Raw genomic sequence first — 22,795 nt, forward strand, 5'->3', positions numbered from 1 at the left:
GAGGCAATCATGCTAACAAGAACAAGCCCTGTATTGTCCGACGGAACCAAGGTTTCCGATCTCATCTACCCCGATACCCGTGAAGTGCAGATGCGCGTGTTGTCGGACCGTGAGATCTATGAGCTGGAGATGGAAAAAATCTTTGGCAAGATCTGGGTCTTCCTCGGGCACGAGTCCGAGATCCCCAATTCCGGAGACTTTGTGGTCCGTGACATGGGCTCCGATTCGGTGATCGTTGCCCGGGGCAAGGACGGCGAAGTCTATGTGAACCTCAACGTCTGCCCGCACCGTGGTATGCGTATCAGCACGGCCGACTGTGGTAACACACAGATCCACAAATGCATCTACCACGGCTGGGCCTTCCGTCCCAATGGCGACTTCATCGGCTCGCCGGTCGAGCGAGAATGCATGCACGGCAAGATGCTGTCGAAAGAGGAGTTGGGCCTGAAAAAAGCCCGGGTAACCCTCTACGGTGGCCTGGTCTTCGCTACCTGGAATGTCGACGGTCCGTCGTTCGAGGAGTTCCTCGGCGATGCCAAGTGGTACTACGACATGCTGTTCTGCCGCTCTGACAAGGGTATGGAGGTGCTCGGTCCGCCACAGCGCTTCATCGTCAACGCCAACTGGAAGACTGCCGGCGAGCAGTCGGCCGCCGATGGTTTCCACACCCTGACACTGCACCGTTGGCTGGGCGAAGTGGGCAACTACGCGAAGAAAGGCCAGGGGGAAGGTGAGGGGGCAGATCTCAGCCCCGAGATGATCGGCGTGGAGATTAGCTCGCCGCATGGTCACGCCCTGCGCTGCATCGACCTCGCACGCAAGATCAAGCGTCTGACTGGCCTCGATCCGGCGGAGCTGTCCGTGCAGGAGAAGCTGAACGCGCTGCCGCCGGCTGGAATGACCCGCGACATGGTCGAGCAGCTGTCTCGCAACCTGAGCGAGGACCAGCTCAAGGTGCTGACCAGCATGCCGCCGCAAGTGGGTGGAATGTTCCCGAACATTCTTTTCGGTTTTGTCTATATTCCACAGCCCGATGGTTCGGTGGTCGGCTCCATGACCATGCACGCCTACGTGCCCCAGGGGCCGGACAAGCTCGAGTTCGTCAACTGGATCTTCGCCGAGAAGGATGCGCCGGCCGAGTTGCGCGAGAAGATGCTGAAGCAGACCATCCAACTGTTCGGCACCTCCGGCATGGTCGAGCAGGACGACTCCGATACCTGGCCGCATATGACGCTGGCCGCCAAGGGAGCGATGGGCCGCCAGATGACCTTGAAATACCAGGCATGTTACGAGACCGGCGCTCCCGAGGGTTGGCCGGGGCCGGGTATCGTCAACGAGGGTTTCACCAAGGACGACACCCAGTGGCATTGGTGGCAGTACTGGCACGAGCTGATGACGGCGGAAGACTGATCGTCGCTCCAGGCACAACAACAATTTCAGGAGTTACTCATGGCCCAAGTACAAGAACGTGGCGCCGACCAGATTCAGCCTGGATCGCCGGTTGGCATCAAGCGTGTCCCGGTCGGTACCGAGATCTATAACCAGGTAGTGACCTTCCTTTACGAGGAGGCGACGTTGCTGGACCAGATTCGCCTGCAGGAATGGGCCGCGCGCCTGGCCACCGACCTGGTCTACACCGTGCCTCTGCGGCATACCCGTCTGCAGTCCGAGCTGTCCACCACTATCGTGCGCAGCGTACAGCACTACCACGACGACTACCGCTCGATCATGGGACGGATCCTGCGCCTGTCCGGCAAGAGCGCCTGGGCGGAAGACCCACCCTCCCGTACCCGTCGCCTGGTAACCAACGTGTTCGTTGAAGAGACGGAGAAGGGCGACGAGTTCGTGGTGACCAGCTATCTGCTGCTGACCCGTAACCGCTTCAAGGACCACCATGTCGACATCATCAGTGGTGAGCGCCGGGATGTGCTACGCCTGACCGAAGAAGGCTTCAAGCTGGCGCGCCGTGAGGTCATCCTCGATCAGGCTGTGCTGGGGACGCCTAACCTCGCCGTGTTCCTCTGATGGCCTTGGCCTGCCCCTCGTCAGGAGGGGCGGGCCTCCTCTTTCCCGGCTAGCCAGTTCTGGTCGTCCATGCACAGCGCTGACGCCGCTTCGCTGAAGTCCCAGGTGGAACCCTTGATCCGCAGCGCTTGTGTGGCCCGTGCCGGTTGCTGGCTGTAGCAGCGGCCAGTGCTGGAGGCATGCACCTGAGCATCCAGGTTGTTCATGCGACCCAGCGAGATCTGTGTGCAGCGGCGTAGCAGCAGTGCAGCTTCCGCTTCCTCCTCGGACAGATTGTTGAACGCCCAGCGAGCCATTCCTTCACGGAGATTGACCCCGCAGTAGGGCGGTGGTCCCTCAATGGTCGAGCCATGCACGTCCCAGCTAAGCAGGGGGGCGCCGTCGCGTAGCAGGACCGGGTTGGTGCGCTCGTCGATGCGGTCTGGAACCTGAATGTCGTACCGACGCCGGGACGCCCCTCGAGCGGCGTTGGCGATGGCCAGGCCAGCCAGGTCGAGCAGATGCGTGCATTGGTGCTGGGCATCTGTCTGCCGGGTCACTGAGTGGGCTATCTGGCTGAGCGGCATGCCGATCAGCCGCTCCAGTTGTTCGGCGGCCTGCGGGCAGGCGGAGTAGGGATAGCGCACGGCCTCGCCGCCGATCTCGCTCACGATACCGTCGCGGTGGCGCAGCCAGACGCGGAAGTGGTGGAAGTCGTCCTCCAGGCTCGCGCGTACCTCTCTAGTGGCATCCTGTATCGTCGAAACTATTTCCACCCGGCGCCGGAACATGCTGGTCATCGTGGTTTCCTTTTGCTGTTTTCGCAGGTGCTTGTCGCTAAGGATTGCAGTATATTTGAACACTATATGTAAAAATGTTCACCAAAAAACAAGAAGGAATTCGCTATGAAGCTGTTGCAAGAGCAAGTGGCGCTGATCACCGGTGCTGGCGGTGGAATCGGGCGAGGGGTGGCGCTGAGTTTTGCTAAGGCCGGTGCCGCAGTGCTGGTCGCCGAGCTCGACGAGATCAGCGGCAGGGCCGTGGAGCAGGAGTTGCAGGCACTGGGAGCCCGGGCCCTGTTCGTCAAGACCGACGTTACCCGCAAGGTGGATGTCGAGGCGGCCATCCAGGTGGCCGTCGAGCGGTTCGGCGGCCTGGACATCCTGGTCAACAATGCCTTCGCTCCCACACCCAACGTGCTGTTGGAGGATAAGACCGACGAGATGCTGGCCCGCACCCTGGACTCCACTCTGTGGGCCGCCTGGTGGTCGATGAAGGCCGCCCTGCCGCATATGCGCGTGCGTGGAGGTGGCAAAATCATCAACTTCTATTCCATCGACACCGAGGTCGGGGCCTGGTTGCATGGCGACTACAACGCGGCCAAGTCGGGCGTCGTCGGCCTGACCCGCAGTGCTGCCTCGGAGTGGGGGCGTTTCAACATTCGCGTGAACGCGATCGCGCCAACTGCCATGGGCGCGACCTTCCACAAGTTGGCTGCAGAGAACCCGGGCTTCGCCGAGCGCTCCGCGGCCATGCGACCGCTGGGGCGCTGCGGCGAGCCGGAGGAGGACATCGGGCCGGTGGTGGTGTTCCTGGCGTCGGAAATGTCGCGCTTCGTCACTGGCGAAACAATCCACGTCGATGGTGGGCTGCACCTGCCCGGCTATAACTCCCGTCCGGCGGACATTCCGGTTCGCGAATATTGACAAGGCGACCGGTGCGGGTGGCGCCGCGCCTTTGTTCCGTGGGGGGGGCCAGGCTGGGGATGCCAGCCTGGCGTGCGGGTCATTTTTTTGCGACCTTGATGTCTGTGTCTTCCAGATCCCAGGTATCGGCCGTCTTGCCCTCGTCGCGCAACTGGTACTTCAGCACGCGGCCCTGGGGATTCTTCGGCAGGCTGCGGCGGAACTCGATATATCGCGGCAGGGCGTAGTAGGGCACCGAATCGGTCGCCCAGTGGAACAGCTCTTCCGGTGTCAATCGGGCCTCCTGGTGCAGCACGGCAGTCACCTTGACGTCATCCTCACCCTTGTCGGATGGAACGGCATGCACCGCAACCTCGGCGAGGTCCGGGTGTACGGCGAAGGCTGCTTCCATTTCGAAGCTGGAGATGTTCTCGCCACGGCGCCGCAGGTAGTCCTTTTTGCGGTCGACGAAATAGAAGAAACCGTCGTCGTCGAACTTGCCGATGTCACCGGTGTGGAACCACATGTTGCGCATCAGCTTCAGGGTGTCCGCCGGGCGGTTCCAGTAGCCCTGGAACATGATGTCCGGGCGCAGCGGACGAACCACGATCTCGCCGGGGGTGTTGGCCGGCAGTTCCTGATCGTTGTCGTCGACGATGCGCACGTCGAAGTCCGGGATTCGCTTGCCGGATGAGCCGGGCGCCGCGTATTCGCCGGCCGCCAGGGAGGTGACCACGCAAGCTTCGGTGAGGCCATAGCCATTGCCTCCGACCAACTTGGTACCGAAGCGCTCTCGCCAGATCTTCTTGGTTTCCTCGGTGTAGGGGTTGCCACGCGCCGTGTGGATCTGGCCGTAACAGCGCCTCATCGCATCATTGTCCGGCGCCTGGGCGAGCAGGCCACCCATGCCACCTAGGATGGAGGCGATGGTCGCTCCGGAGCGTTCGACTTCCTGCCAGAAATTGGAGACCGAGAAGCGCGGCAGGATGGCAGCCCGCGCGCCGACCAGGATACTGGCGATGATGCTGACGCACAGGGCGTTCATATGGAACAGCGGCAGCGGCGTGATGGTCACGTCGTTCTCGTCGGCCGGGCCGGCACGTAACTGCAGGCGGGCCAGATTGCACATGAAGTTGTAGCTGATCATGCATCCTTTCGAAGGGCCGGTGGTGCCGGAGGTGTAGATCAGGCAGGCAAGGTCGGAAGGCTCGGGCTTGCTGGTGAAAGGCGTGTCGTCCTCGCCGCGGAACTCGTCCAGGGCGGCAATCGGAATCCTGCATTCGGTGGGCTCGGCCAGTTCACCACGGTAGAGGATTTGGCTGACCTCGCTGAGCTGCTCGGCGAGTGGGAGGATGCGCGGCAGGTAGTCGGCTTCGCAGATGACCAGGTGGGTCCTCGTGTCGGCGATCTGGTGGCGCAGGAATTCGCCCTTGAGCGCGGTGTTGATCGGCACGCTCACCGCGCGGAGCTTGTTGATGGCCAGCCAGCAGACGACCGCGTCGATGTTGTTGTCCAGCATGGTCAGCACAGTCTCGCCCGGTTGCACGCCAAGGGTGGCCAGGGCGTGAGCCATGCGGGTAGACAGAGAGTCAACTTCTGCATATGTGTATAGATTTCCGCTGAAATCCAGCAGCACCCTGTCTGGATGCCGTGCAACCGCTCGATCGAGCGCTGCGATGGCGGTGTCTCTCTCGCCTACGGACCATGTGTCCGGATGACCAATGCCACTCATAGCTCATCTCCTTTGGAGGCCTTTCCCGCTGTGGGATGGCAGATTTTATTTTGGTGGGAGAATGCCATTCTAAATTCAAATTTGTCGCTTGTCTCCAGCTAAGATTTGAACAAATCCATGTAGTACTGCCTATATCCTGTGCTAATGTGACGAAAATTTACCAACTGAGAATCCCTATCAATGTCAAGGAACGCTACGAAGTCCAGCAAAATAGAGCCTGTCGCTCCTGCCAGGAGGAAAACCGCCCCTGCAGAGAAGCCTTCCACTGCGGTTAAACAGGCTGTTCAGAAAAATGGTCGCGCGTCATCGGTGGCCGGAGTCAACGTAAAGCCCAACCGGCGCTCCGAGGAGACCATTGGCAATATCCTCGCCGCCACCGAAGAGGTGGTGCTGCGCTCCGGGGCGGACAGGATCTCGATCCTGGATGTCTGCCAGGTGGCGGGGGTGTCGCGGGGCACCTTCTATCGCTACTTCTCATCCCAGGAAGACCTTCTGGACACCTTCTCCCGGCACAAGCGGGACAGCTTCCATAGCTCCCTGTCCCAGGCCCTGGAGGATATAGCCGATCCTGACGCACGCCTGAATGCGCTGATCGCCTACCTCGATACCTATCTCGAACAGAGTCGCGCACGGCGTCTGCTGGTGGTGGCGCCTGAGTATGCGTTGGGTTTCTTCCGGCGCATTTTCCATGATTCCATCGTGCGTTTTCAGGATCTGCTGGGCATAGTCTTCGATGAGTGGGATGCCCGTCTCGGGGTCAAGCTCGATCGTGAGCTGGTTTGCGAAATGGTCATCCGCTACGTGTTGAGCGAGATTCTCGTGCCGGAGGGCAGTGGCCGCCGTCTTCTCCCAGTCCGTGTGAGAAAGCTCGTTGCTGCTCTGACCATCGGCTCCACCTCCCGCTCCCGCCGCTGATCCCTCGGTGTTCTCGGCCGCCCTCTGGATGAGGGTGGCCGCTCTTCTTTCTTCCCCGCGTCTCGCTCGCCCCCATCTCTTCGCCTGAATTCCTGTTCGGCTGGTTGCCCCTTCGGGTCCTCGCACGTCTGCGGTGAGGCTCTGGCACGGGCTTTTTCGCCCAAATCAAAAAATAATATGAACAGATTTTTGATTTATGATCATTTTAAACTTATTCTCTGCCTTGAAGGCGGGCCGATGTGCGCTTCTTTCGTGCATGTTGGGCCGAACGGTCGCGCTGCGAGCGCCACGTTACACAACCACAAAAAATGTCACTTCAGAGGTACCGGACTATGCTTATCGATCTCCACGCTCATGCGCCTCATCCTGACTACTACGACCAGCATCCCTATTGGGGGCCTGCTTTCGAGTCCCAGCCCGATGGCGATATCAAGTTGCGTGTGGGCGATTGGATCCTGACCCTGGGGGCACCGGAGCGTAAGAAGGCGCTGCGCGAGGCGCATGCCCGCGGCGAAACACTGAACGTTGCGGAGTACATGGCCAAGTGGCGCGACCCGAACCACCGCCTCGCCGCAATGGACGCGGCCGGCCAAACCGCCCAGGTTCTGTCGGTGCCGAGCCATTGCTACATGTACTGGGCCGAGGCCGAGTTCGCGGTGCCTTTCGCCCGCAAGGTCAACGACGTGCTGGCCGGTTACTGCTCGGCTGCACCCAATCGCCTGATGTTCTGGGCCCATGCGCCGTTGAACGTACCGCATGAGGCGGCCAAGGAAATCCGCCGCGCCTGTACCGAGCTGGGTGCCAAGGGGCTGGTGGCCGGCGGCTCCAACTTCGGTGGTATGGAATTCGATTCGCCTGAGCTGTATCCGGTCTGGGAGGCGTTGTGCGATCTCGATCTGCCGATATTCGTGCATGGCTACAACCAGTCCGTGACCTGGGGCAGCCGAGCCAACACCGACCGTTTCGAAACCACTGCCATCGTCGGAATGAACTACGACGAAACCAAGTGCCTCTGGTACCTGATCAATGGTGGCGTGTTGGATCGCTTCCCGAACCTGAAGGTCTACATCACCCACGGTGGGGGCTTCGCTCCCTACCAGTTGGGGCGTTTGGCGCAGACCAATCCGAATCTCGACGTCTATCACAACAAGAAGCCCTTCCTGGACTATCTGTCCAACTTCTACTTCGACGTGGAGCTGCATGAGGTACCCATGCGCCAGGCCCTGGTCGACATCATCGGTGCAGACCGGATTCTCTACGGTTCCAATTTCGGTGGCAGCGATGCCGTGCGCCATGACCTGACCGAAGGGCTGCGCCTGTCGGACGAGGATCTGCAGAAGATTCGTTGGAAGAATGCCTGCGAGCTGCTGCATATCGATCCGGCAAAATTGGGCAAGGTAGGCGTCTGATGAAACTGGCGCGTTGCTCCTATTTTGAGACCGGCCCTTTCTGGGCGGTGGTCGATCCTGAACGGGACGAAGTACACGCCATCACCGGCGAGTTTTCCTCTTGGGCACCCGCTGTGGCCAAAGGGGCTGGAATCAGTGCGCTGCGTCTTTCCGGGTCGGCACTACCGTTATCCAAGGTGCGCTTGCTGCCGCCGATCGAGCCGGTGAACCGGGTAGTGGTGGCGGGGGCCAACTACGCCAAGCACCTGGCCGAGGACTTCGGCCTTTCCAGCCCGACCCAGCCGGTAGCCTTCCTGAAGGCCTACGGCGCTCTGATCGGCGCCCATGATGCGATTCGCTATCCCCCTTTGACCGAGGAGCTCGATCATGAGGTCGAGCTGGTGGCGGTGATCGGCAGTGCTGACATCGACCTGGCGGACCCCTTGGCCTGCGTGCTGGGCTACACGGTCGGTAACGACGTCAGCGCGCGCGACCTGCAGCGTAGTGGGCCGGCCGGTATCGGTATGGACCTGTTTGCAGCCAAGAGTCAGGACCGCACCACCGGCCTGGGGCCCTGGATCGTCACCAAGGACGAGTTCCCAGCCGGCTCGCCCAAGCTGCGCCTGGTCCTCAAGGTGAATGGCGAGATCCGCCAGGATGGCTCGACCGCCGAAATGACCTGGGATGTCGGCCAGTTGATCCGTTTCGTCCAGCAACGCTCCAGCTTTGCCTGTGGCGACGTGTTGTTCACCGGTTCGCCGGCCGGCGTCGGAATGGGTACGGGATTGTTCCTCAATCCGGGAGATGTGGTCGAGGCGACCATCGAAGGCATAGGCACATTGCGCAACGTGGTGAGCGAGAAGTCCCGCGTCTAAATCGAGAGCGAAACATGAGCATTGATAAAGAAGAAAAAATCGTAGTGGTAGGTGCCGGCCTGATGGGGACCGGCATTGCGCATGGCTTCGCCAGTTCCGGCTATCCCACCGTGCTGGTGGACACCAATCCGGAGTCGCTGGCCCGTGCCAGGGACAATATCGGCAAGATCCTCAGCGACGGTGTGGGGCTCGGCAAGGTTACCGCCGAATCGGCGCAGGCCTCCCTGGCACGCCTGGCAACCAGTGGCGACCTGAGCGAGGCGGCACGGGGCGCCGACTGGCTGGTGGAAACGGTCTCCGAGAAGCTGGAAGTGAAGAAGGCGGTAGTCGCCCAGGCCGAGCCCCTGCTGGCGCCCGGCGCGATCATCGCCACCAACACTTCGGCGCTGAGCGTGACCGAGATCGCCGCTTCGCTGGCCGCTCCCGAGCGGGTCATCGGCATGCACTTCTTCAATCCGGTGCACAAGATGAAGCTGGTGGAGCTGGTGCGCGGCCTGGCGACCAGCGACGAGGCCCTGGTGCGCACACGCGCTCTGTGCGACGCCATGGGCAAGACTTCGATCGTGGTCAACGAATCCCCCGGCTTGACCACCAGCCGCATGTCCGCGCTGCTCGGCAACGAGGCCATGTACATGCTGCAAGAGGGCACGGCCAGTGCCGAGGACATCGACACAGCTCTGCGTCTGGGTTTCAACCACCCCATGGGCCCACTGGAGCTGGGTGACCTGACCGGCTGGGATACCCGCTTGTCGGTGCTGCGCTACCTGCACCAGACCCTGGGTGAGAAATTCCGTCCATGTCCGCTGATCATCAAGATGGTTGCCGCCGGCCGCCTGGGGCGCAAGACCGGACATGGGGTCTATCGCTATGACGAGGGCAAGCGGGTGCCGGGTTCCGGGCTCAAGGCGAGTGCACTATGAAAGACATCGTGATCGTTGATGCGGTGCGTACGCCGATCGGCCGCTTCCGTGGCAGCCTGGCCGGTGTGCGTGCCGACCATCTGGGTGCGCTGGTGATCGGCAAGTTGCTGGAGCGCGTCGATCTGTCGCCCGCGCAAGTCGATGACGTGATCTTCGGCTGTGTCACCCAGATCGGCGAGCAGTCGGCCAACATCGCCCGCACCGCACTGCTCAGCGCCGGCTGGCCGGTGACCATTCCCGGCCTGACCATCGACCGCAAATGCGGCTCTGGCGAGGTGGCAGTGCATCTTGCCGCCGGCGCCATCGCCACCGGCTCCGCCGACATCGTGGTCGCCGGCGGGGCGGAGAACATGAGCCGAGTGCCCATGGGTAGCAACCGTGAGATCCATGGCGAGGCCTTCGGCTGGATGGCGGCCGAGCGCCACGAGCTGACCAGCCAGGGCGAGGCCGCCGAACGCATAGCCGACAAGTGGTCGCTCAGTCGTGATGAGCTGGATGACTATGCCTTCGCCAGTCACAGCCGTGCGGCGGCCGCGGCGGATGCCGGGCGTTTCGCTAACGAGATCGTCGAGGTGCCGGTCGAAGCCCTGCGCGAGCACAGCCTGAGTGAACCCGCAGCGCCGTTGCGTGCCGACGAGACCATTCGCCGCGACACCTCGCGGGAGAAACTGTCGACCCTGAAAACCAGTTTCCGCCCGGAGGGTGGGCGCATCACTGCCGGAAACTCCTCGCAGATTTCCGACGGCGCGGCGGCGTTGCTGCTGATGTCGGCGGAAACGGCGCAACGTCTGGGGCTCAGGCCGCGTGCACGGATTCGCGCCTTTACCACCGTGGGCGCCGACCCTACGCTGATGCTCACCGGACCGATCGCCGCCACCTATAAGGTGCTGGAGAAGACCGGCCTGCGCATCGACGACATCGATCTGTTCGAAGTCAACGAGGCCTTCGCCTCGGTGCCGCTGGTCTGGATGCGCGAAACCGGTGTGTCGCACGAGCGGCTCAACGTCAATGGCGGTGCCATCGCCCTGGGCCATCCGCTCGGTGCCAGTGGTGCGCGGCTGATGACCACGCTGCTCAACGAACTGGAGCGGCGTGGCGCCCGCTATGGCTTGCAAGCAATCTGTTGCGCCGGCGGCATGGGCACCGCGACCGTCATCGAGCGCCTCGATTGAGCATGCCTCGGATCCCCATGGTACCGCTGGACGAGATGCCGGCCGCATTGCGCGATGCCATCGCCCAGGGGCGGGCAAGCCGCATGCTCAGCTCCAGCAGGCCGGTTCAGGTCTGGGCACACCGCCCGGCCCTGGCGCAGGCCTGGCTGGAGTTGATGAGCGGCTTCTACCGGGACAGCCTGCTGGACGAGCGGCTGCGCGAACTGCTGCGACTGAAGATCGCCAGCATCACCACCTGCCAGGCCTGCCAGCTGGCGCGCAAATCCGACGCGGTCAGCGAAGAGGACATCGCCTGCCTGGCGACGGACAGTGAGCGCTTCACGCCCGCCGAGCGGGCGGCCCTGCGTTTTGCCGAACTGTTCGCCGGCGACTACATGGCCATCGACGATGGGCACTATGCGCGGATGGAGGAGTTCTTCAGCTCGGCGCAGGTGACGGAGATCAACATGTTCTGCGCCCTGATGCTGGCTGGTGGCCGTATGACTTATGTCCAGCAGGCCTATTGACCTGGTTGCTTGTCGCTACTTGGTCTCGTGGGGTTTCTTGGATAATTAGTCATAATGTAAAAAATCGTTCAATTGTTGGCGGGGAGTGCCTAAGATGCCCGGTAAGGCACAGCCCCGTCAGGCCATGCATTCCGACAGTGCACAATAAGAAAGGAGATGTCCATGTCCGCCCCGTCCCAAAGCAATCTGGAACAGGTCTTCGCCAATGTCGCGAGCAATTACCGTGGCGCCGACATCGATCTGCACGCGGTGTATCGCGAAATGCGCGAGAAATCTCCCGTTCTCCCGGAGAACTTCATGGCGCGCCTGGGCGTACCGTCGATTGCCGGGCTGGATCCTGACCGCCCCGCTTTCACCCTGTTCAAGTACAACGACGTCATGGCGGTGATGCGTGATGCGACCAACTTCACCAGTGGTTTCATCGCCGAGGGGCTGGGTTCGTTCTTCGATGGCCTGATCCTCACGGCGATGGACGGTGAGGCGCACAAGAACATCCGCAGTCTGCTGCAGCCGGTGTTCATGCCCGAGACGGTCAATCGCTGGAAGGAAACCAAGATTGACCGGGTAATCCGTGAGGAATACCTGCAGCCCATGGTGGCCAGCAAGGGGGCGGACATCATGGAGTTCGCCCTGTACTTCCCCATCCGCGTGATCTACTCGCTAATCGGCTTCCCCGAGGACCGCCCCGAGGAAATCGAACAGTACGCCGCCTGGGCCCTGGCCATTCTGGCTGGACCGCAGGTCGACCCCGAGAAAGCCGCGGCCGCGCGCGGTGCGGCGATGGAGGCCGCGCAGGCACTCTACGACGTGGTCAAGGTGGTGGTGGCGCAGCGCCGCTCCGAGGGCGCCACAGGCGACGACCTGATCAGCCGGCTGATCCGCGCCGAGTACGAAGGCCGTTCGCTGGACGATCACGAGATCACCACCTTCGTCCGCTCGCTGCTGCCCGCGGCCAGCGAAACGACCACGCGTACATTTGGCACGCTGATGACATTGCTGCTGGAAAGGCCGGAGCTGTTGGCGCGCATTCGCGAGGACCGCAGCCTGGTACCCAAGGCCATCGACGAAGCCGTGCGCTACGAGCCGGTGGCCACCTTCAAGGTGCGCCAGGCGGCCAAGGACGTGGAGATCCGTGGTGTGGCCATTCCCCAGGGAGCCATGGTCTCGTGCATCGTCACCTCGGCCAACCGCGACGAGGACGCGTTCGAGAATGCCGATACGTTCGACATCGACCGCCGCGCTAAACCGTCATTCGGCTTCGGCTTCGGCCCGCATATGTGTATCGGCCAGTTCGTCGCCAAGACGGAGATCAACTGTGCGCTCAACGCCATCCTCGACCTGATGCCGAACATCCGCCTCGATCCGGACAAGCCGGCTCCGGAGATCATCGGGGCACAGTTGCGCGGTCCTCATCACGTGCACGTGATCTGGGACTGAGTGGCATTGCCGGGCGGAGTGGGGGCGGCAATGCCTGGCCACGCGCGCGGGGGCTTGGTGGCGCAAGCGAGAGATTGTAGGTAGATCGATTAGTTGAACATATTTAAAAAAAGTGTTTAGTTTTTCTCTGGCGTGCTCTATGATCAAAGGCACTTCAAGAACCCATTAAGCGAAGGGGAAAACAACAATGAAGGTTGAAGATCTGATTCTCGTCAGCGTCGATGATCACGCAATCGAGCCGCCAAATGCCTTTGCTCGCCACATGCCTGCCCGCTTCAAGGGACGCGAGCCGCATGTCGTCAAGCGCGGAGAGCGTGATGTATGGGTTTTCGAGGAGCAGGCTACCGGCTACATGGGCCTCAACTCGGTGGTTGGCCGTCCCAAGGAGGAGTACGGCATGGAGCCGCTGGGCTACGACCAGATGCGCCGTGGCACCTGGAACATCAGCGACCGTGTCGATGACATGAACGCCAATGGCGTGCTCGGTTCGCTGTGCTTTCCGACTTTCCCCGGCTTTGCTGGCCAGCGTTTCCAGGTGCATGCCGACCGTGCGGTATCCCTGGCGGCGATCCAGGCCTACAACGACTGGCACCTGCATGACTGGTGCAATGCCGCGCCGGGCCGTTTCATCCCGCTGATGTTGGTGCCCTGGTGGGACATGCAGGCCGCTGCCGCCGAAGTCGAGCGCCTGGCCAAGCAGGGTGTGCATGCCGTGTCGCTGTCCGACAACCCGGCGATGCACGGCTTCCCGTCGATCCACAGCGACTACTGGGATCCGCTGTGGAAGGCCTGTGCCGACAACAACGTGGTGATCTGCTGCCACATCGGCACCGGGGTCAAGGCCAACCACGCCTCCGACCTGTCGCCGATTGACGCCTGGATCACCTCCATGCCGATCTCCATTGCCAACTCGGCGGCCGACTGGATCTGGGCGCCGATGTGGAAGAAGTTCCCCAACCTGCGCATGGCCCTGTCCGAAGGAAGCATTGGCTGGATTCCCTACCTGCTGGAGCGTGCCGACTTCACCCATCGCCACCACAACGCCTGGACCAACTCGAACTTCGACGGCAAGCTGCCCAGCGACATTTTCCACAAGCACTTCATCACCTGCTTCATCGAAGACAACTTCGGTCTGCAGAACCTGAAGTTCATGAACGAAGACATGGTCACCTGGGAAAGCGACTACCCGCACTCCGACTGCACCTGGCCGTACTCGCCAGAAAGCGCCTGGGTCGGCCTGCAGCACTTGCCTAAGGAAACCATCGACAAGGTCACCCACCTCAACGCCATGCGCGAGTTCTCCTACGATCCGTTCGCTATCCTCGGCCGGGAGAACTGCACCGTTGGCGCCCTGCGTGCCAAGGCCGCCCATGTGAAGACCGAGCCGGCTCTCGGCCTCGGCGGCGCCGATCATGGGCGTGCGGACGGCAAGCCGGTCACCTCTGGCGACATCAATGCGATGTTCGCCAAGGCGGATGCCGGTACCGCTCTCTGAGGGGTTCCTGACGTGCTCTCTCCCGCCGTGACGGGAGAGGGCGTACAGGTTCGATCGCCTGCCAGTTTTCGAGAGTACGCATGTCTATTGCTCAATTTACCTACAGCAGGATTCCTCCCGAGGCGGAATCGCTTCGCCGCGAGGTGCGGGAATTTCTCAAGGACAACCTCGCCGAGTACCAGGCGACCTCCAGGGCGCAGTCCTGGATGGGATTCGATGCGGACTTCAGTCGCAAGCTCGGTAGTCGGGGCTGGGTCGGCATGGCATTGCCGAAGCAGTATGGCGGCAGCGAGGCCGGACCCTTCTCGCGCTACGTGGTCATCGAGGAGCTGCTTGCCGTGGGTGCGCCGGTGTCGGCGCACTGGATCGCCGACCGGCAGAGTGGGCCGCTGATCAACCGCTTCGGCAGTGCCGCGCAGAAAGACCGCTATCTGCCGCCGATCTGCCGTGGCGAAAGCTACTTCTGCATTGGCATGAGCGAGCCGAACTCCGGCTCCGACCTGGCGTCGATCAAGACCACTGCCCGGCGCAACGAGGCCGGCTGGCTGCTCAATGGGCAGAAGGTGTGGACCACCAACGCCCAGCACTCGCATTTCATGATCGCCCTGGTGCGTACTGGCGAAAAGCAGGCGGCCCGCCATGAGGGCATGTCGCAGTTCATCGTCGACCTCAGCCTGCCGGGGATCAGCATCCGCCCGATCCGCGACTTGGCCGGCGGCGAGCATTTCAACGAAGTGTTCTTCGACAATGTCCAGCTCGACGCGGACGCGCTGATCGGTACCGAGGGCAAGGGCTGGGAGCAGGTGACCGCCGAGTTGGCTTTCGAGCGCAGCGGTCCGGAGCGTTTCCTGAGCTGCATGGCGTTGCTGAAAACACTTGTCGACGCGTTGGGCAGTACCCCGGACGCCCTGCAACGCCGCGAAATCGGCCGCCTCACGGCGAAGCTGGTGACTCTGCGCAACATGTCGCTGGCGGTCACCGCGCAATTGGCCGCCGGCGAGCACCCTACTTGGGCCGCTTCCTGCGTCAAGGACCTGGGCAACCTGTTCGAGCAGGAGATTCCCGAGGTCGCTCAATTGCTGGTCGAGGCCGAGCCGCGCCTGAGTGGCGGCAGCGAGCATGCCCGGGTCCTGGCCTATCTGATGCAGATGGCGCCGTCCTTCTCACTGCGCGGAGGCACCCGCGAAATCCTGCGCGGCATCATCGCGCGCGGTCTGGGGTTGCGATAATCATGCGAGAACTATTCGAATCGACCATCGAGCGTCTGCTCGGCGACCTGGCCACGCCGGAATACGTGCTCGGCTGTGAAGGCGGCGTGTGGCCTGCCGAACTCTGGACCGCCGTGGAGGAGTCCGGGTTTACTCTGGCCGGTGTGCCGGAGCTCCTGGGGGGCGCCGAGGCGGGTTGGGCCGACCTCCATGTGCTGGTCCGCGCCGCCGGACGTTTTGCCGCGCCAATACCCTTGGGCGAGGCGCTGCTGGCCAACTGGCTGCTCGGCCAGGCCGGCCTCAAGGGGCAGAGCGGCGTCCTCAGCTTTGCCGCGGATGCCCGGCTCGATCTGTGTGATGGCAAGGTGGACGGTGCAGTGCATGACGTGCCCTGGGGCCGGCATGCCGAAGCCGTGGTGGCCATTGCCGACGATGCCGGCACGCCTTGCGTAGTGCTGCTTGCCCGCGCCGAGGCAGCCGAACAGAGTCTGGGCCTGAACGTGGCCGGCGAGCCGCGCGACGGCCTGCGCTTCAGGACGGCCCCGGTGCTCGCCAGTGCGCCCTTGCCGCCAGGAATCCCTGCTGATGTCCTGCTGCTGGGTGGTGCGTTGCTGCGCTCCGCACAGATCGCCGGCGCCTCGCGGGCGCTGCTGGAGATGACTTCCACATACGCCGGCGAGCGCTCCCAGTTCGGTCGCCCGATCGGCGCCTTTCAGGCCATCCAGCAGCAACTCGCGGTGTTCGCCGAGCAGGCGGCCGCTGCCGGCATCGCCGCGGAGGCGGCTTTCGTCGAGTCGGACACGGCGCTGGCCGCTCTCACCATCGCCGCTGCCAAGGTCAGCACCGCAGAGGCGGCCAGTAGCGCTGCCGGCATCGCCCATTCGGTACATGGCGCCATAGGCTTCACCCAGGAATATTCGCTGCACCTGCTATCGCGGCGCCTGTGGGCCTGGCGCAGCGAGTTCGGCTCGGCCAGTCTGTGGAGCCAGCGTATTGGCCAACTGGTCTGTGCCAGTGGTGGCGAAGGCTACTGGCCGTTGCTCACCGAGCATGCGAAACAACCTCTACCAGGACTCGAGGGGCATACGCTATGAATCCCTTTCTGCAGATCGAGCGGGATGGCGGCATCGTCACCGTGCGCATGAACCATCCGGAAACCCGTAACGCGCTGACCTCGCCGGAGCAGATCCAGGAGTTCGTCGACCTTTGCGCTGAACTGCGCAGGGACCGCTCGGCACGGGTCATGGTGCTGACCGGCAACGGCAGCGCTTTCTGCGCCGGTGGTAATGTCAAGGATATGCGTAGCCGCGAGGGGATCTTCGCCGGCTCACCCTTTGAGTTGCGCAATACCTATCGCGACGGCATCCAGCGTATCCCGCTGGCGTTGTATGAGCTGGACATCCCGGTGATCGCCGCGGTCAACGGTCCGGCGATTGGCGCCGGCTTGGATCTGGCCTGCATGTGCGACATCCGCCTGGCTTCCAGTTCGGCGCTGTTCGCCGAAAGCTTCGTGCGCCTGGGCATAGTTCCTGGCGATGGTGGCGCCTGGCTGCTGCCGCGCATCATTGGCATCCCCAAGGCCAGCCTGATGGCTTTCACCGGTGACACCATCAACGCCGCCAAGGCGCTGGAGTGGGGGCTGGTGGAGCAGGTTTGCACCCATGAAACCCTGCAGGCCGAAGCGCACTCCCTGGCTCAGCGTATCGCCAGCAACCCAGGCCATGCCCTACGCCTGTGCAAACGCCTGCTGCGTGAAGGCCAGCACATGCGCCTCGATTCTCTGCTGGAGCTGTCTGCCGCCTACCAGTCCCTGGCCCATCACACGGAAGATCACCAGGAGGCGGTCGCTGCCTTCATGGACAAGCGCAAGCCGGGTTATCTGGATCGTTGAGAAACCGACTGAATTGGAGTAAGTGCAATGCGTGGCGTTTTCCGTGAAGACCACAATATGTTCCGCGAGCTGGCACGACGTTTCGTCGACCGTGAGATCGTGCCCCACCTGCATGAATGGGAAAAGAACGGCATCGTGCCCAAGGACGTCTGGCTGAAGGCCGGCGAGCTTGGCTTGCTGTGCTCCACAGTGCCGGAGGAATATGGCGGTTCCGGTGGCGATTTCGGCCACTCCGCAGTGATGATCGAGGAACTGGCGCGGGCCAATGCCACCGCCGTGGGTTTCACCACCCACTCGGAGATCGTTGCGCCCTACATTGTCGCCTATGGCTCCGAGGAGCAGAAGCAGAAGTGGCTGCCGCGCATGGTCAGCGGCGAGCTGATCGGCGTGATCGCCATGAGCGAGCCGGGCATCGGCAGCGACTTGCGCTCGATGCGCACCCTGGCGCGCCGCGATGGCGAAGATTACATCGTTTCCGGGCAGAAGACCTTCATCACCAATGGCGGCAACGCCGGGTTGATGGTGACCGCCACCAAGCTCGATCCAGCGGCCAAGGAGCTGACGCTGATCTGCATCGAAGAGGAGCGAAAGGGTTTCTCCAAGGGGCGTCTGTTGGAGAAGATCGGTCTCAAGGGCCAGGACACCGCAGAGCTGTTCTTCGACGAGGTGCGTGTGCCGGCCAGTAACCGCCTGGGCGAGGAGGGGCAGGGCTTCAAGTACCTGACTCACCAGTTGGCCTGGGAGCGCCTGATCATCGCTATCCGTGCGGCGCAGTCGATCCATACCCTGCTCGAGGAAACCATTGAGTACACCCGCGAACGCAAGGTGTTCGGCAAGCCGGTGCTGGACTTCCAGAACACCCGCTTCAAGCTGGCCGAGGCCAAGGCGCAGGCAACCATGCTGCGAGTGTTCGTCGACGATTGCCTGGCCAAGGTGATGCGTGGCGAACTGCCGGCGGATGTCGCCGCCATGGCCAAGCTGCTCGGCTCGGAGATGCAGGGCAAGTTACTCGACGAGTTCCTCCAGTTGCACGGCGGCTACGGTTTCATGAGCGAGTACAAGATCAGTCGGGCTTGGGTCGATGCTCGTGTCGCACGTATCTATGGAGGTACGTCTGAAATCATGAAGGAGATCATTGGCCGTAACCTTTGAGCAAACAGGCTCCCATTGTCGAAGAACCGCAGTTGAAGGGTGGGGACACACATGTGGTCAATCTTCCGTGACGTCTTGCTACTGCTGTTTGGGCTGGCTTCCTTGTCCAGCGCATTTGCGCAGATCGACGAAGACTATGCGCAAGAAACTGAACGCGCGACTCGGCTCCTGAACAAGGCCGTTGCCTTGTACAGAATCAAAGGGCCGGCCGCATTGGCTGACTTCAGTCGCCAAGGCGGGTTCGTCGACGGTGAGATGTATGTCTATGTCGTGGATACCAATGGGGTGATGTTGGCCAGCGGAGGGCCTTCGGTCATTTTGGTTGGGCGGAACGTCAGCAGCGTTCTCGACGGTGAGTTAGATAGGGCCTTCAAGGAAGCCCTGTCTGTTCCGGAGGATGGGAAGGTGCGTAGTGCCGAGTATCGCTGGCTGAACTGGAACGATGGCAAGACGGAGCGCAAGAGGGTGTTCTATCAGCGCGTCGGCGAGCAAATATTCGCTGCGGGTTACTACATGCCTCGTTCCAGTAAGTCCGCGGCAGTCGACCTTCTTGGGCGTGCCAGCGCGGCGATCGCTGCCGACGCACAGAAAACCATCGAGCGTATCAATGCCTTGGATGCTGATTTCATCCGCGACGATCTCTATGTATTTGTCGTTGATCTGGATACGCAGAAGTTCAGTGCCCATGGCTTCAACTTGCGCCTTGTGGGTACTGATTTCCGCGCTCTGCAGTCTGCCGACGAGCAGCCTATTGGCATACAGATGCTGGACGTACTGAAGAGCAACGAGGTGGGCGAGGTTGTCTACACATGGCGTAATCCCGCGAACGGCCGCATCGAACAGAAGAGCACACTGCTACGCAAGGTAGGCAAGTACGCCGTTGCGGTTGGGTACTATCTGGGTCCGTCGACTTAAGGGGTTCCCAGGGCCGGCGTTTGGCCAATCTGCGCCTGTCTTGCTGATGGCGTGATTGCGACGGGGTGAGCCTCTGATGATCCTTCTGCTTCCCATTTTTGCCGCGTTGATTTGGGCGGGAAGCACTGTAGTCAACCGCCTTGCCGTTGGCTCCATTGTAAGCGTCCGGTCAACACACCTTTCATGATTACAGCAGGCCAGACTCATGATTGATCGCGAACCGCCAGCTGGGCGCGCTCCAGCGCAGGGCGCATTTTAATCCCATATTGTTGCGGCAGTATCAGCCTAACAACTACTCAGCGCAGAAGGATTCATCGGTCAGATGCAAATCGCTCGTACTGTTTCTTGCTTGAGAGCAGCAATTGCAGATCTTCGTCGCACAGGTGGTCGTGTGGTTTTGGTACCTACCATGGGTGCACTGCATGACGGCCACTTGGCATTGGTAAACGCGGCCGCCATGCGAGCAGAGCACGTTGTTGTGTCTATTTTTGTAAACCCCCGTCAGTTTGGTCCCAATGAGGATTATGCGGACTACCCACGCCAGGAACAGACCGATTTAAGGCTGCTTGAAGACGCTGGTGTTAGCTTGGTTTGGGCACCGAGTGTCGAAACGATGTACCCGGCGGGTTACGCAACCAGCGTTTCAGTATCAGGCGTTACTCGCGACTTAGACGGTGCCACAAGACCGGGGCATTTTGAGGGAGTCGCAACCGTAGTACTTAAGCTCTTCAACCAGGTTCGTCCGGATGTGGCGATTTTTGGAGAAAAAGACTTCCAGCAACTCGCAATGGTTCGACGCTTGGCCCATGACCTGGACACAGGCGTTGAAGTCGTAGGTTGCCCAACTGATCGCGCGGAGGATGGGCTAGCGCTTTCTTCACGCAACGCCTATCTCAGCCCCGATCAACGCATTAACGCAGCGACAATTCCCAGAGTCTTAGGTGCTGCGGCCGAGTCACTTAGGATGGGAGAACCCGTCTCCCAAACTCTTCTCACAGCCAAGAGTCGGTTGGAACAGGCTGGTTTCTCTCCAATTGACTATCTAGACCTTCGTGATGCAGCCACCCTCGAGCCAGTTGATATTCTGCTATCTCCTGCCCGCCTCATGGTTGCGGCGTGGCTAGGTACCACTCGCCTGATCGACAATATGGCGGTTTGAGCGAAATCGTTTACCCCGAAAACTTGTGTTTCTGCGCGGAATTTGCGCGAACGCCCACCTAAGGGTCGCTGTAGGGATGGCAGTTACCTGCCACCCCCTGGACGTAGGCGTCTGCCACTTGGCGGCGGGTGGATTTTGATTGGAGTCGCGGTTGTGCAAGGAGCGCCCAAGACCACTCCGAACGGTGATCGAGCAGAGTTGGTGATTCAGCGCCTCGATGCTTAAGGAAGCGTGGCCCACGACATCGCGGGCCGCAGCTTTTACTGGTCGGAATCAGATTGCGCCAGGTACATCAAGTTTGAGCAGTTGGATGGCATTGCCGCTGCGAATCTTCTCCCGGTCTTCATCGGACAGATCCAGGTTCGCGGTGAGATCGCCATGCGCATAGGCACCCCCGAAGTTTGTCCCATAGACCAGACGGTCCACTCCGACCACTTCGACTACGCCGCGGCGTAAGCCGGGCGCATGTACATCGAGATCAAAGTAGAAGTTCGGCAGGTACTCCATCAACGGCCTTTGGTTGCGCGCGTCCGGCGCCATGGCGTTGTTCAACTCGCATAGCCGGCCGAGCTGGAATACCGCCATGCCTCCGGCATGAGTGATGTAAGCCTTGAGGTTGGGGAATGCGTCCAGCGCACCGCCGCAGATCAGGTACCAGAAAAACAGCGTTTCGTCGACGCAGTCGCCAATGATCGACGTGGTCTCGAACTTGTCGTCGGTGTGCTTCTCGCCCCAGTAAATGGACTGGTTGAAGCCGTGCACCATGACCGGCACGTCCAGTTGCTCGATCTTCTCCCAGACCGGGAACAGGCGTTCGTCATGGGTCTCGATGCCGTTGAAGTTAGTGCCGCCGACGCAGACGCCCTTGGCGCCCAGTTGGGTAACGGCGCGTTCAATTTCCCGCACCGCCGCATCCGGCTCGGCCAAGTTGGCATGGCACCAGAAGTCGAAGTGCTGTGGGTCCTGGCGGCAATAGGCGGACATCTCGTCATTGCAGATGCGCGCGTACTCGGTTCCGAATTCTCCGGCCCAGTACATGAAAGCATGCGAGGGCGCGGAAACCACCAGCTTGTCCACGCCGCGCTCGGCCATCAGCCGGCGACGGCTTTCGTGGGTCATACGTGCCAGCAAGTTGGCCTCGGCTTCAGCGTCGTTCCGTGCCTTGGACGGCTGCTTGGTGCCCAGGGAGAAGTGCCCGACGGTGAAGCCGGTGGTTTTCATGAACGGGCCCCAGAACTCATGGCGATTCAGCATTCCCTTCGTCACAAGGTGGGCATGGATATCGATCAGCACGGCGTACTCCTCAGGGTGGGTTGCAAGGCGGTGGCGTCGACTTCGCGCCAGATTCTTGTGAATACTATTTGAACATAAATAAAAAATTTGTTCATATGCTTCGAATGCACCTGCCATTGCGATGTGGGTGACGGCAGGTTGCGTAGTCCACCGAACCAGGAGAACAACAATGAACAAGACATGGTTCGTCACGGGGGCTTCCCGTGGCATCGGCGCAGAAATCGCCAAGGCGGCGCTGGAGGCCGGAGCCAACGTAGTGGCGACGGGGCGCGATCTCGCTCAACTCGAGGTGCTGTATGCGCGCTACGGAGACCGTGTGCTGCCGCTGCAACTAGACGTGACTGATGAAGGCCAAGCTGCTGCGGTGGTTGAGGAGGCGGTGCGGCATTTCGGACGTGTCGATGTGGTGGTGAACAACGCCGGCTATGGTCAATTGGGACCATTCGAGGAGAACGACGCTGAGGCGGCCGAGCGGCAGTTCGCAACCAACGTCTTCGGCATTTTTCACGTGTGCCGCGCTGTGTTGCCTGTGATGCGTCGGCAGCGGGCCGGGCACATCTTCAATGTCTCGTCGATCGCCGGCCTGGCTGGCATGGGCGGCGCCGCGTTGTACTGCTCGGCGAAGTTTGCAGTGGAGGGCTTCTCCGAAGCGCTCGTGCAGGAAGTGGCGCAGTTCGGCATCCGCGTCACTATCGTCGAGCCGGGGGCGTTTCGCACCGATTTCCTCGATGGCACCTCGGCTGTCCTGGGCGGAAAGGGTCTGGAGGACTACGCCGAGTTCAGCAGGAAGATCAGGGCTTCGTCGGAGACCAATAACCATAGGCAGAAAGGCGACCCGGCCAAGCTGGGAGCTGTTCTGGTGCGGTTGGCTGCCGAAGAAAGTCCGCCATTGCGCTATCTGGCAGGTTCCGACGCCCTGCAGGTGGTGACAGGAAAGCTTGCGGCGGTGGCTAGGGAGATTGAACAGTGGCGCGATTGGTCGGTATTGACCGATGGGGATTTCAGCTGATGCCCAGAGTAGCTCGACGATACTCTCTTCAAGTCTGAG

At 61.6% G+C, this 22,795-nt stretch carries 21 protein-coding genes; 18 read left to right on the forward strand and 3 right to left on the reverse strand.

Going from position 1 to position 22,795, the window contains the following annotated elements; all coding sequences use genetic code 11:
- The first annotated feature begins 9 nt into the window (after window positions 1–9).
- Both J7302_RS13590 and J7302_RS13595 read left to right on the forward strand, forming a co-directional pair.
- Window positions 10–1,410, forward strand: coding sequence for a Rieske 2Fe-2S domain-containing protein (locus J7302_RS13590; RefSeq protein WP_003454729.1), 1,401 nt, complete (start codon window positions 10–12; stop codon window positions 1,408–1,410).
- Window positions 1,411–1,449: 39 nt separating this feature from the next.
- Window positions 1,450–2,025, forward strand: a complete 576-nt coding sequence (locus J7302_RS13595) for an aromatic-ring-hydroxylating dioxygenase subunit beta (protein ID WP_003454732.1) — start codon at window positions 1,450–1,452, stop codon at window positions 2,023–2,025.
- A gap of 20 nt (window positions 2,026–2,045) precedes the next feature.
- Here J7302_RS13595 and J7302_RS13600 read toward each other — a convergent pair whose 3' ends face one another.
- Window positions 2,046–2,804, reverse strand: coding sequence for a DUF2889 domain-containing protein (locus tag J7302_RS13600; protein WP_003454735.1), 759 nt, complete (start codon window positions 2,802–2,804; stop codon window positions 2,046–2,048).
- 105 nt (window positions 2,805–2,909) lie between these two features.
- Between J7302_RS13600 and J7302_RS13605 the strand changes: the two genes are divergently transcribed.
- On the forward strand, window positions 2,910–3,710 hold the full coding sequence (locus J7302_RS13605; RefSeq protein ID WP_215375225.1) for an SDR family NAD(P)-dependent oxidoreductase: 801 nt from the start codon (window positions 2,910–2,912) through the stop codon (window positions 3,708–3,710).
- A 79-nt stretch (window positions 3,711–3,789) separates the two neighbouring features.
- Here J7302_RS13605 and J7302_RS13610 read toward each other — a convergent pair whose 3' ends face one another.
- Entirely contained in the window at window positions 3,790–5,421 is a 1,632-nt protein-coding gene (locus J7302_RS13610) for an ATP-dependent acyl-CoA ligase (RefSeq protein WP_003454740.1), read from the reverse strand.
- Between the two features lie 180 nt (window positions 5,422–5,601).
- Between J7302_RS13610 and J7302_RS13615 the strand changes: the two genes are divergently transcribed.
- The 14 genes from J7302_RS13615 to panC all read left to right on the forward strand — a co-directional run bounded on the left by J7302_RS13615 (window position 5,602) and on the right by panC (window position 20,454).
- Window positions 5,602–6,336 (forward strand): TetR/AcrR family transcriptional regulator, encoded by a 735-nt coding sequence (locus J7302_RS13615; RefSeq protein WP_197704967.1) that lies wholly within the window; start codon window positions 5,602–5,604, stop codon window positions 6,334–6,336.
- 332 nt (window positions 6,337–6,668) lie between these two features.
- A complete protein-coding gene (locus J7302_RS13620) occupies window positions 6,669–7,745 on the forward strand; it encodes an amidohydrolase family protein (protein WP_003454746.1) in 1,077 nt (358 codons plus the stop codon).
- Entirely contained in the window at window positions 7,745–8,599 is an 855-nt protein-coding gene (locus J7302_RS13625; protein ID WP_036993586.1) for a fumarylacetoacetate hydrolase family protein, read from the forward strand. The genes J7302_RS13620 and J7302_RS13625 overlap by 1 nt, the downstream gene beginning before the upstream one ends.
- A gap of 14 nt (window positions 8,600–8,613) precedes the next feature.
- Complete coding sequence (locus tag J7302_RS13630) at window positions 8,614–9,519, forward strand: 3-hydroxyacyl-CoA dehydrogenase (RefSeq protein WP_003454751.1); 906 nt, start codon at window positions 8,614–8,616, stop codon at window positions 9,517–9,519.
- Complete coding sequence (locus J7302_RS13635; protein WP_003454753.1) at window positions 9,516–10,691, forward strand: thiolase family protein; 1,176 nt, start codon at window positions 9,516–9,518, stop codon at window positions 10,689–10,691. Before J7302_RS13630 ends, J7302_RS13635 begins: the two co-directional genes overlap by 4 nt.
- 2 nt (window positions 10,692–10,693) lie before the next feature.
- Window positions 10,694–11,197, forward strand: coding sequence for a carboxymuconolactone decarboxylase family protein (locus J7302_RS13640; protein ID WP_192817704.1), 504 nt, complete (start codon window positions 10,694–10,696; stop codon window positions 11,195–11,197).
- A gap of 162 nt (window positions 11,198–11,359) precedes the next feature.
- Window positions 11,360–12,634, forward strand: a complete 1,275-nt coding sequence (locus tag J7302_RS13645) for a cytochrome P450 (RefSeq protein ID WP_003454760.1) — start codon at window positions 11,360–11,362, stop codon at window positions 12,632–12,634.
- A gap of 187 nt (window positions 12,635–12,821) precedes the next feature.
- Complete coding sequence (locus tag J7302_RS13650; protein ID WP_003454763.1) at window positions 12,822–14,129, forward strand: amidohydrolase family protein; 1,308 nt, start codon at window positions 12,822–12,824, stop codon at window positions 14,127–14,129.
- Between the two features lie 80 nt (window positions 14,130–14,209).
- The gene (locus J7302_RS13655) at window positions 14,210–15,358 is read left to right on the forward strand and encodes an acyl-CoA dehydrogenase family protein (RefSeq protein ID WP_003454764.1); all 1,149 of its coding nucleotides are present in this window, start codon (window positions 14,210–14,212) and stop codon (window positions 15,356–15,358) included.
- Between the two features lie 2 nt (window positions 15,359–15,360).
- Window positions 15,361–16,431, forward strand: coding sequence for an acyl-CoA dehydrogenase family protein (locus tag J7302_RS13660; protein ID WP_003454766.1), 1,071 nt, complete (start codon window positions 15,361–15,363; stop codon window positions 16,429–16,431).
- Complete coding sequence (locus tag J7302_RS13665; RefSeq protein WP_003454768.1) at window positions 16,428–17,228, forward strand: crotonase/enoyl-CoA hydratase family protein; 801 nt, start codon at window positions 16,428–16,430, stop codon at window positions 17,226–17,228. Before J7302_RS13660 ends, J7302_RS13665 begins: the two co-directional genes overlap by 4 nt.
- 27 nt (window positions 17,229–17,255) lie before the next feature.
- The gene (locus J7302_RS13670) at window positions 17,256–18,380 is read left to right on the forward strand and encodes an acyl-CoA dehydrogenase family protein (protein WP_003454770.1); all 1,125 of its coding nucleotides are present in this window, start codon (window positions 17,256–17,258) and stop codon (window positions 18,378–18,380) included.
- A gap of 51 nt (window positions 18,381–18,431) precedes the next feature.
- Window positions 18,432–19,295, forward strand: a complete 864-nt coding sequence (locus J7302_RS13675; protein ID WP_003454773.1) for a cache domain-containing protein — start codon at window positions 18,432–18,434, stop codon at window positions 19,293–19,295.
- Between the two features lie 322 nt (window positions 19,296–19,617).
- Window positions 19,618–20,454: a pantoate--beta-alanine ligase gene (gene panC / locus J7302_RS13680; RefSeq protein WP_081608113.1), complete on the forward strand. Its 837-nt coding sequence runs from the start codon at window positions 19,618–19,620 to the stop codon at window positions 20,452–20,454.
- Between the two features lie 273 nt (window positions 20,455–20,727).
- Here the strand turns inward: panC and J7302_RS13685 are convergent, their stop codons facing one another.
- Window positions 20,728–21,747 carry an amidohydrolase family protein gene (locus J7302_RS13685; RefSeq protein WP_036993588.1) on the reverse strand — a complete coding sequence of 340 codons (1,020 nt, stop codon included), beginning with the start codon at window positions 21,745–21,747 and terminating at the stop codon, window positions 20,728–20,730.
- 169 nt (window positions 21,748–21,916) lie between these two features.
- Here J7302_RS13685 and J7302_RS13690 point away from each other — a divergent pair, with 169 nt between their 5' ends.
- The gene (locus J7302_RS13690; RefSeq protein WP_003454779.1) at window positions 21,917–22,756 is read left to right on the forward strand and encodes an oxidoreductase; all 840 of its coding nucleotides are present in this window, start codon (window positions 21,917–21,919) and stop codon (window positions 22,754–22,756) included.
- Window positions 22,757–22,795 lie beyond the last annotated feature (39 nt).

Origin of the sequence: Metapseudomonas boanensis (assembly GCF_018704125.1) — a bacterium.
GTDB lineage: Bacteria > Pseudomonadota > Gammaproteobacteria > Pseudomonadales > Pseudomonadaceae > Metapseudomonas > Metapseudomonas boanensis.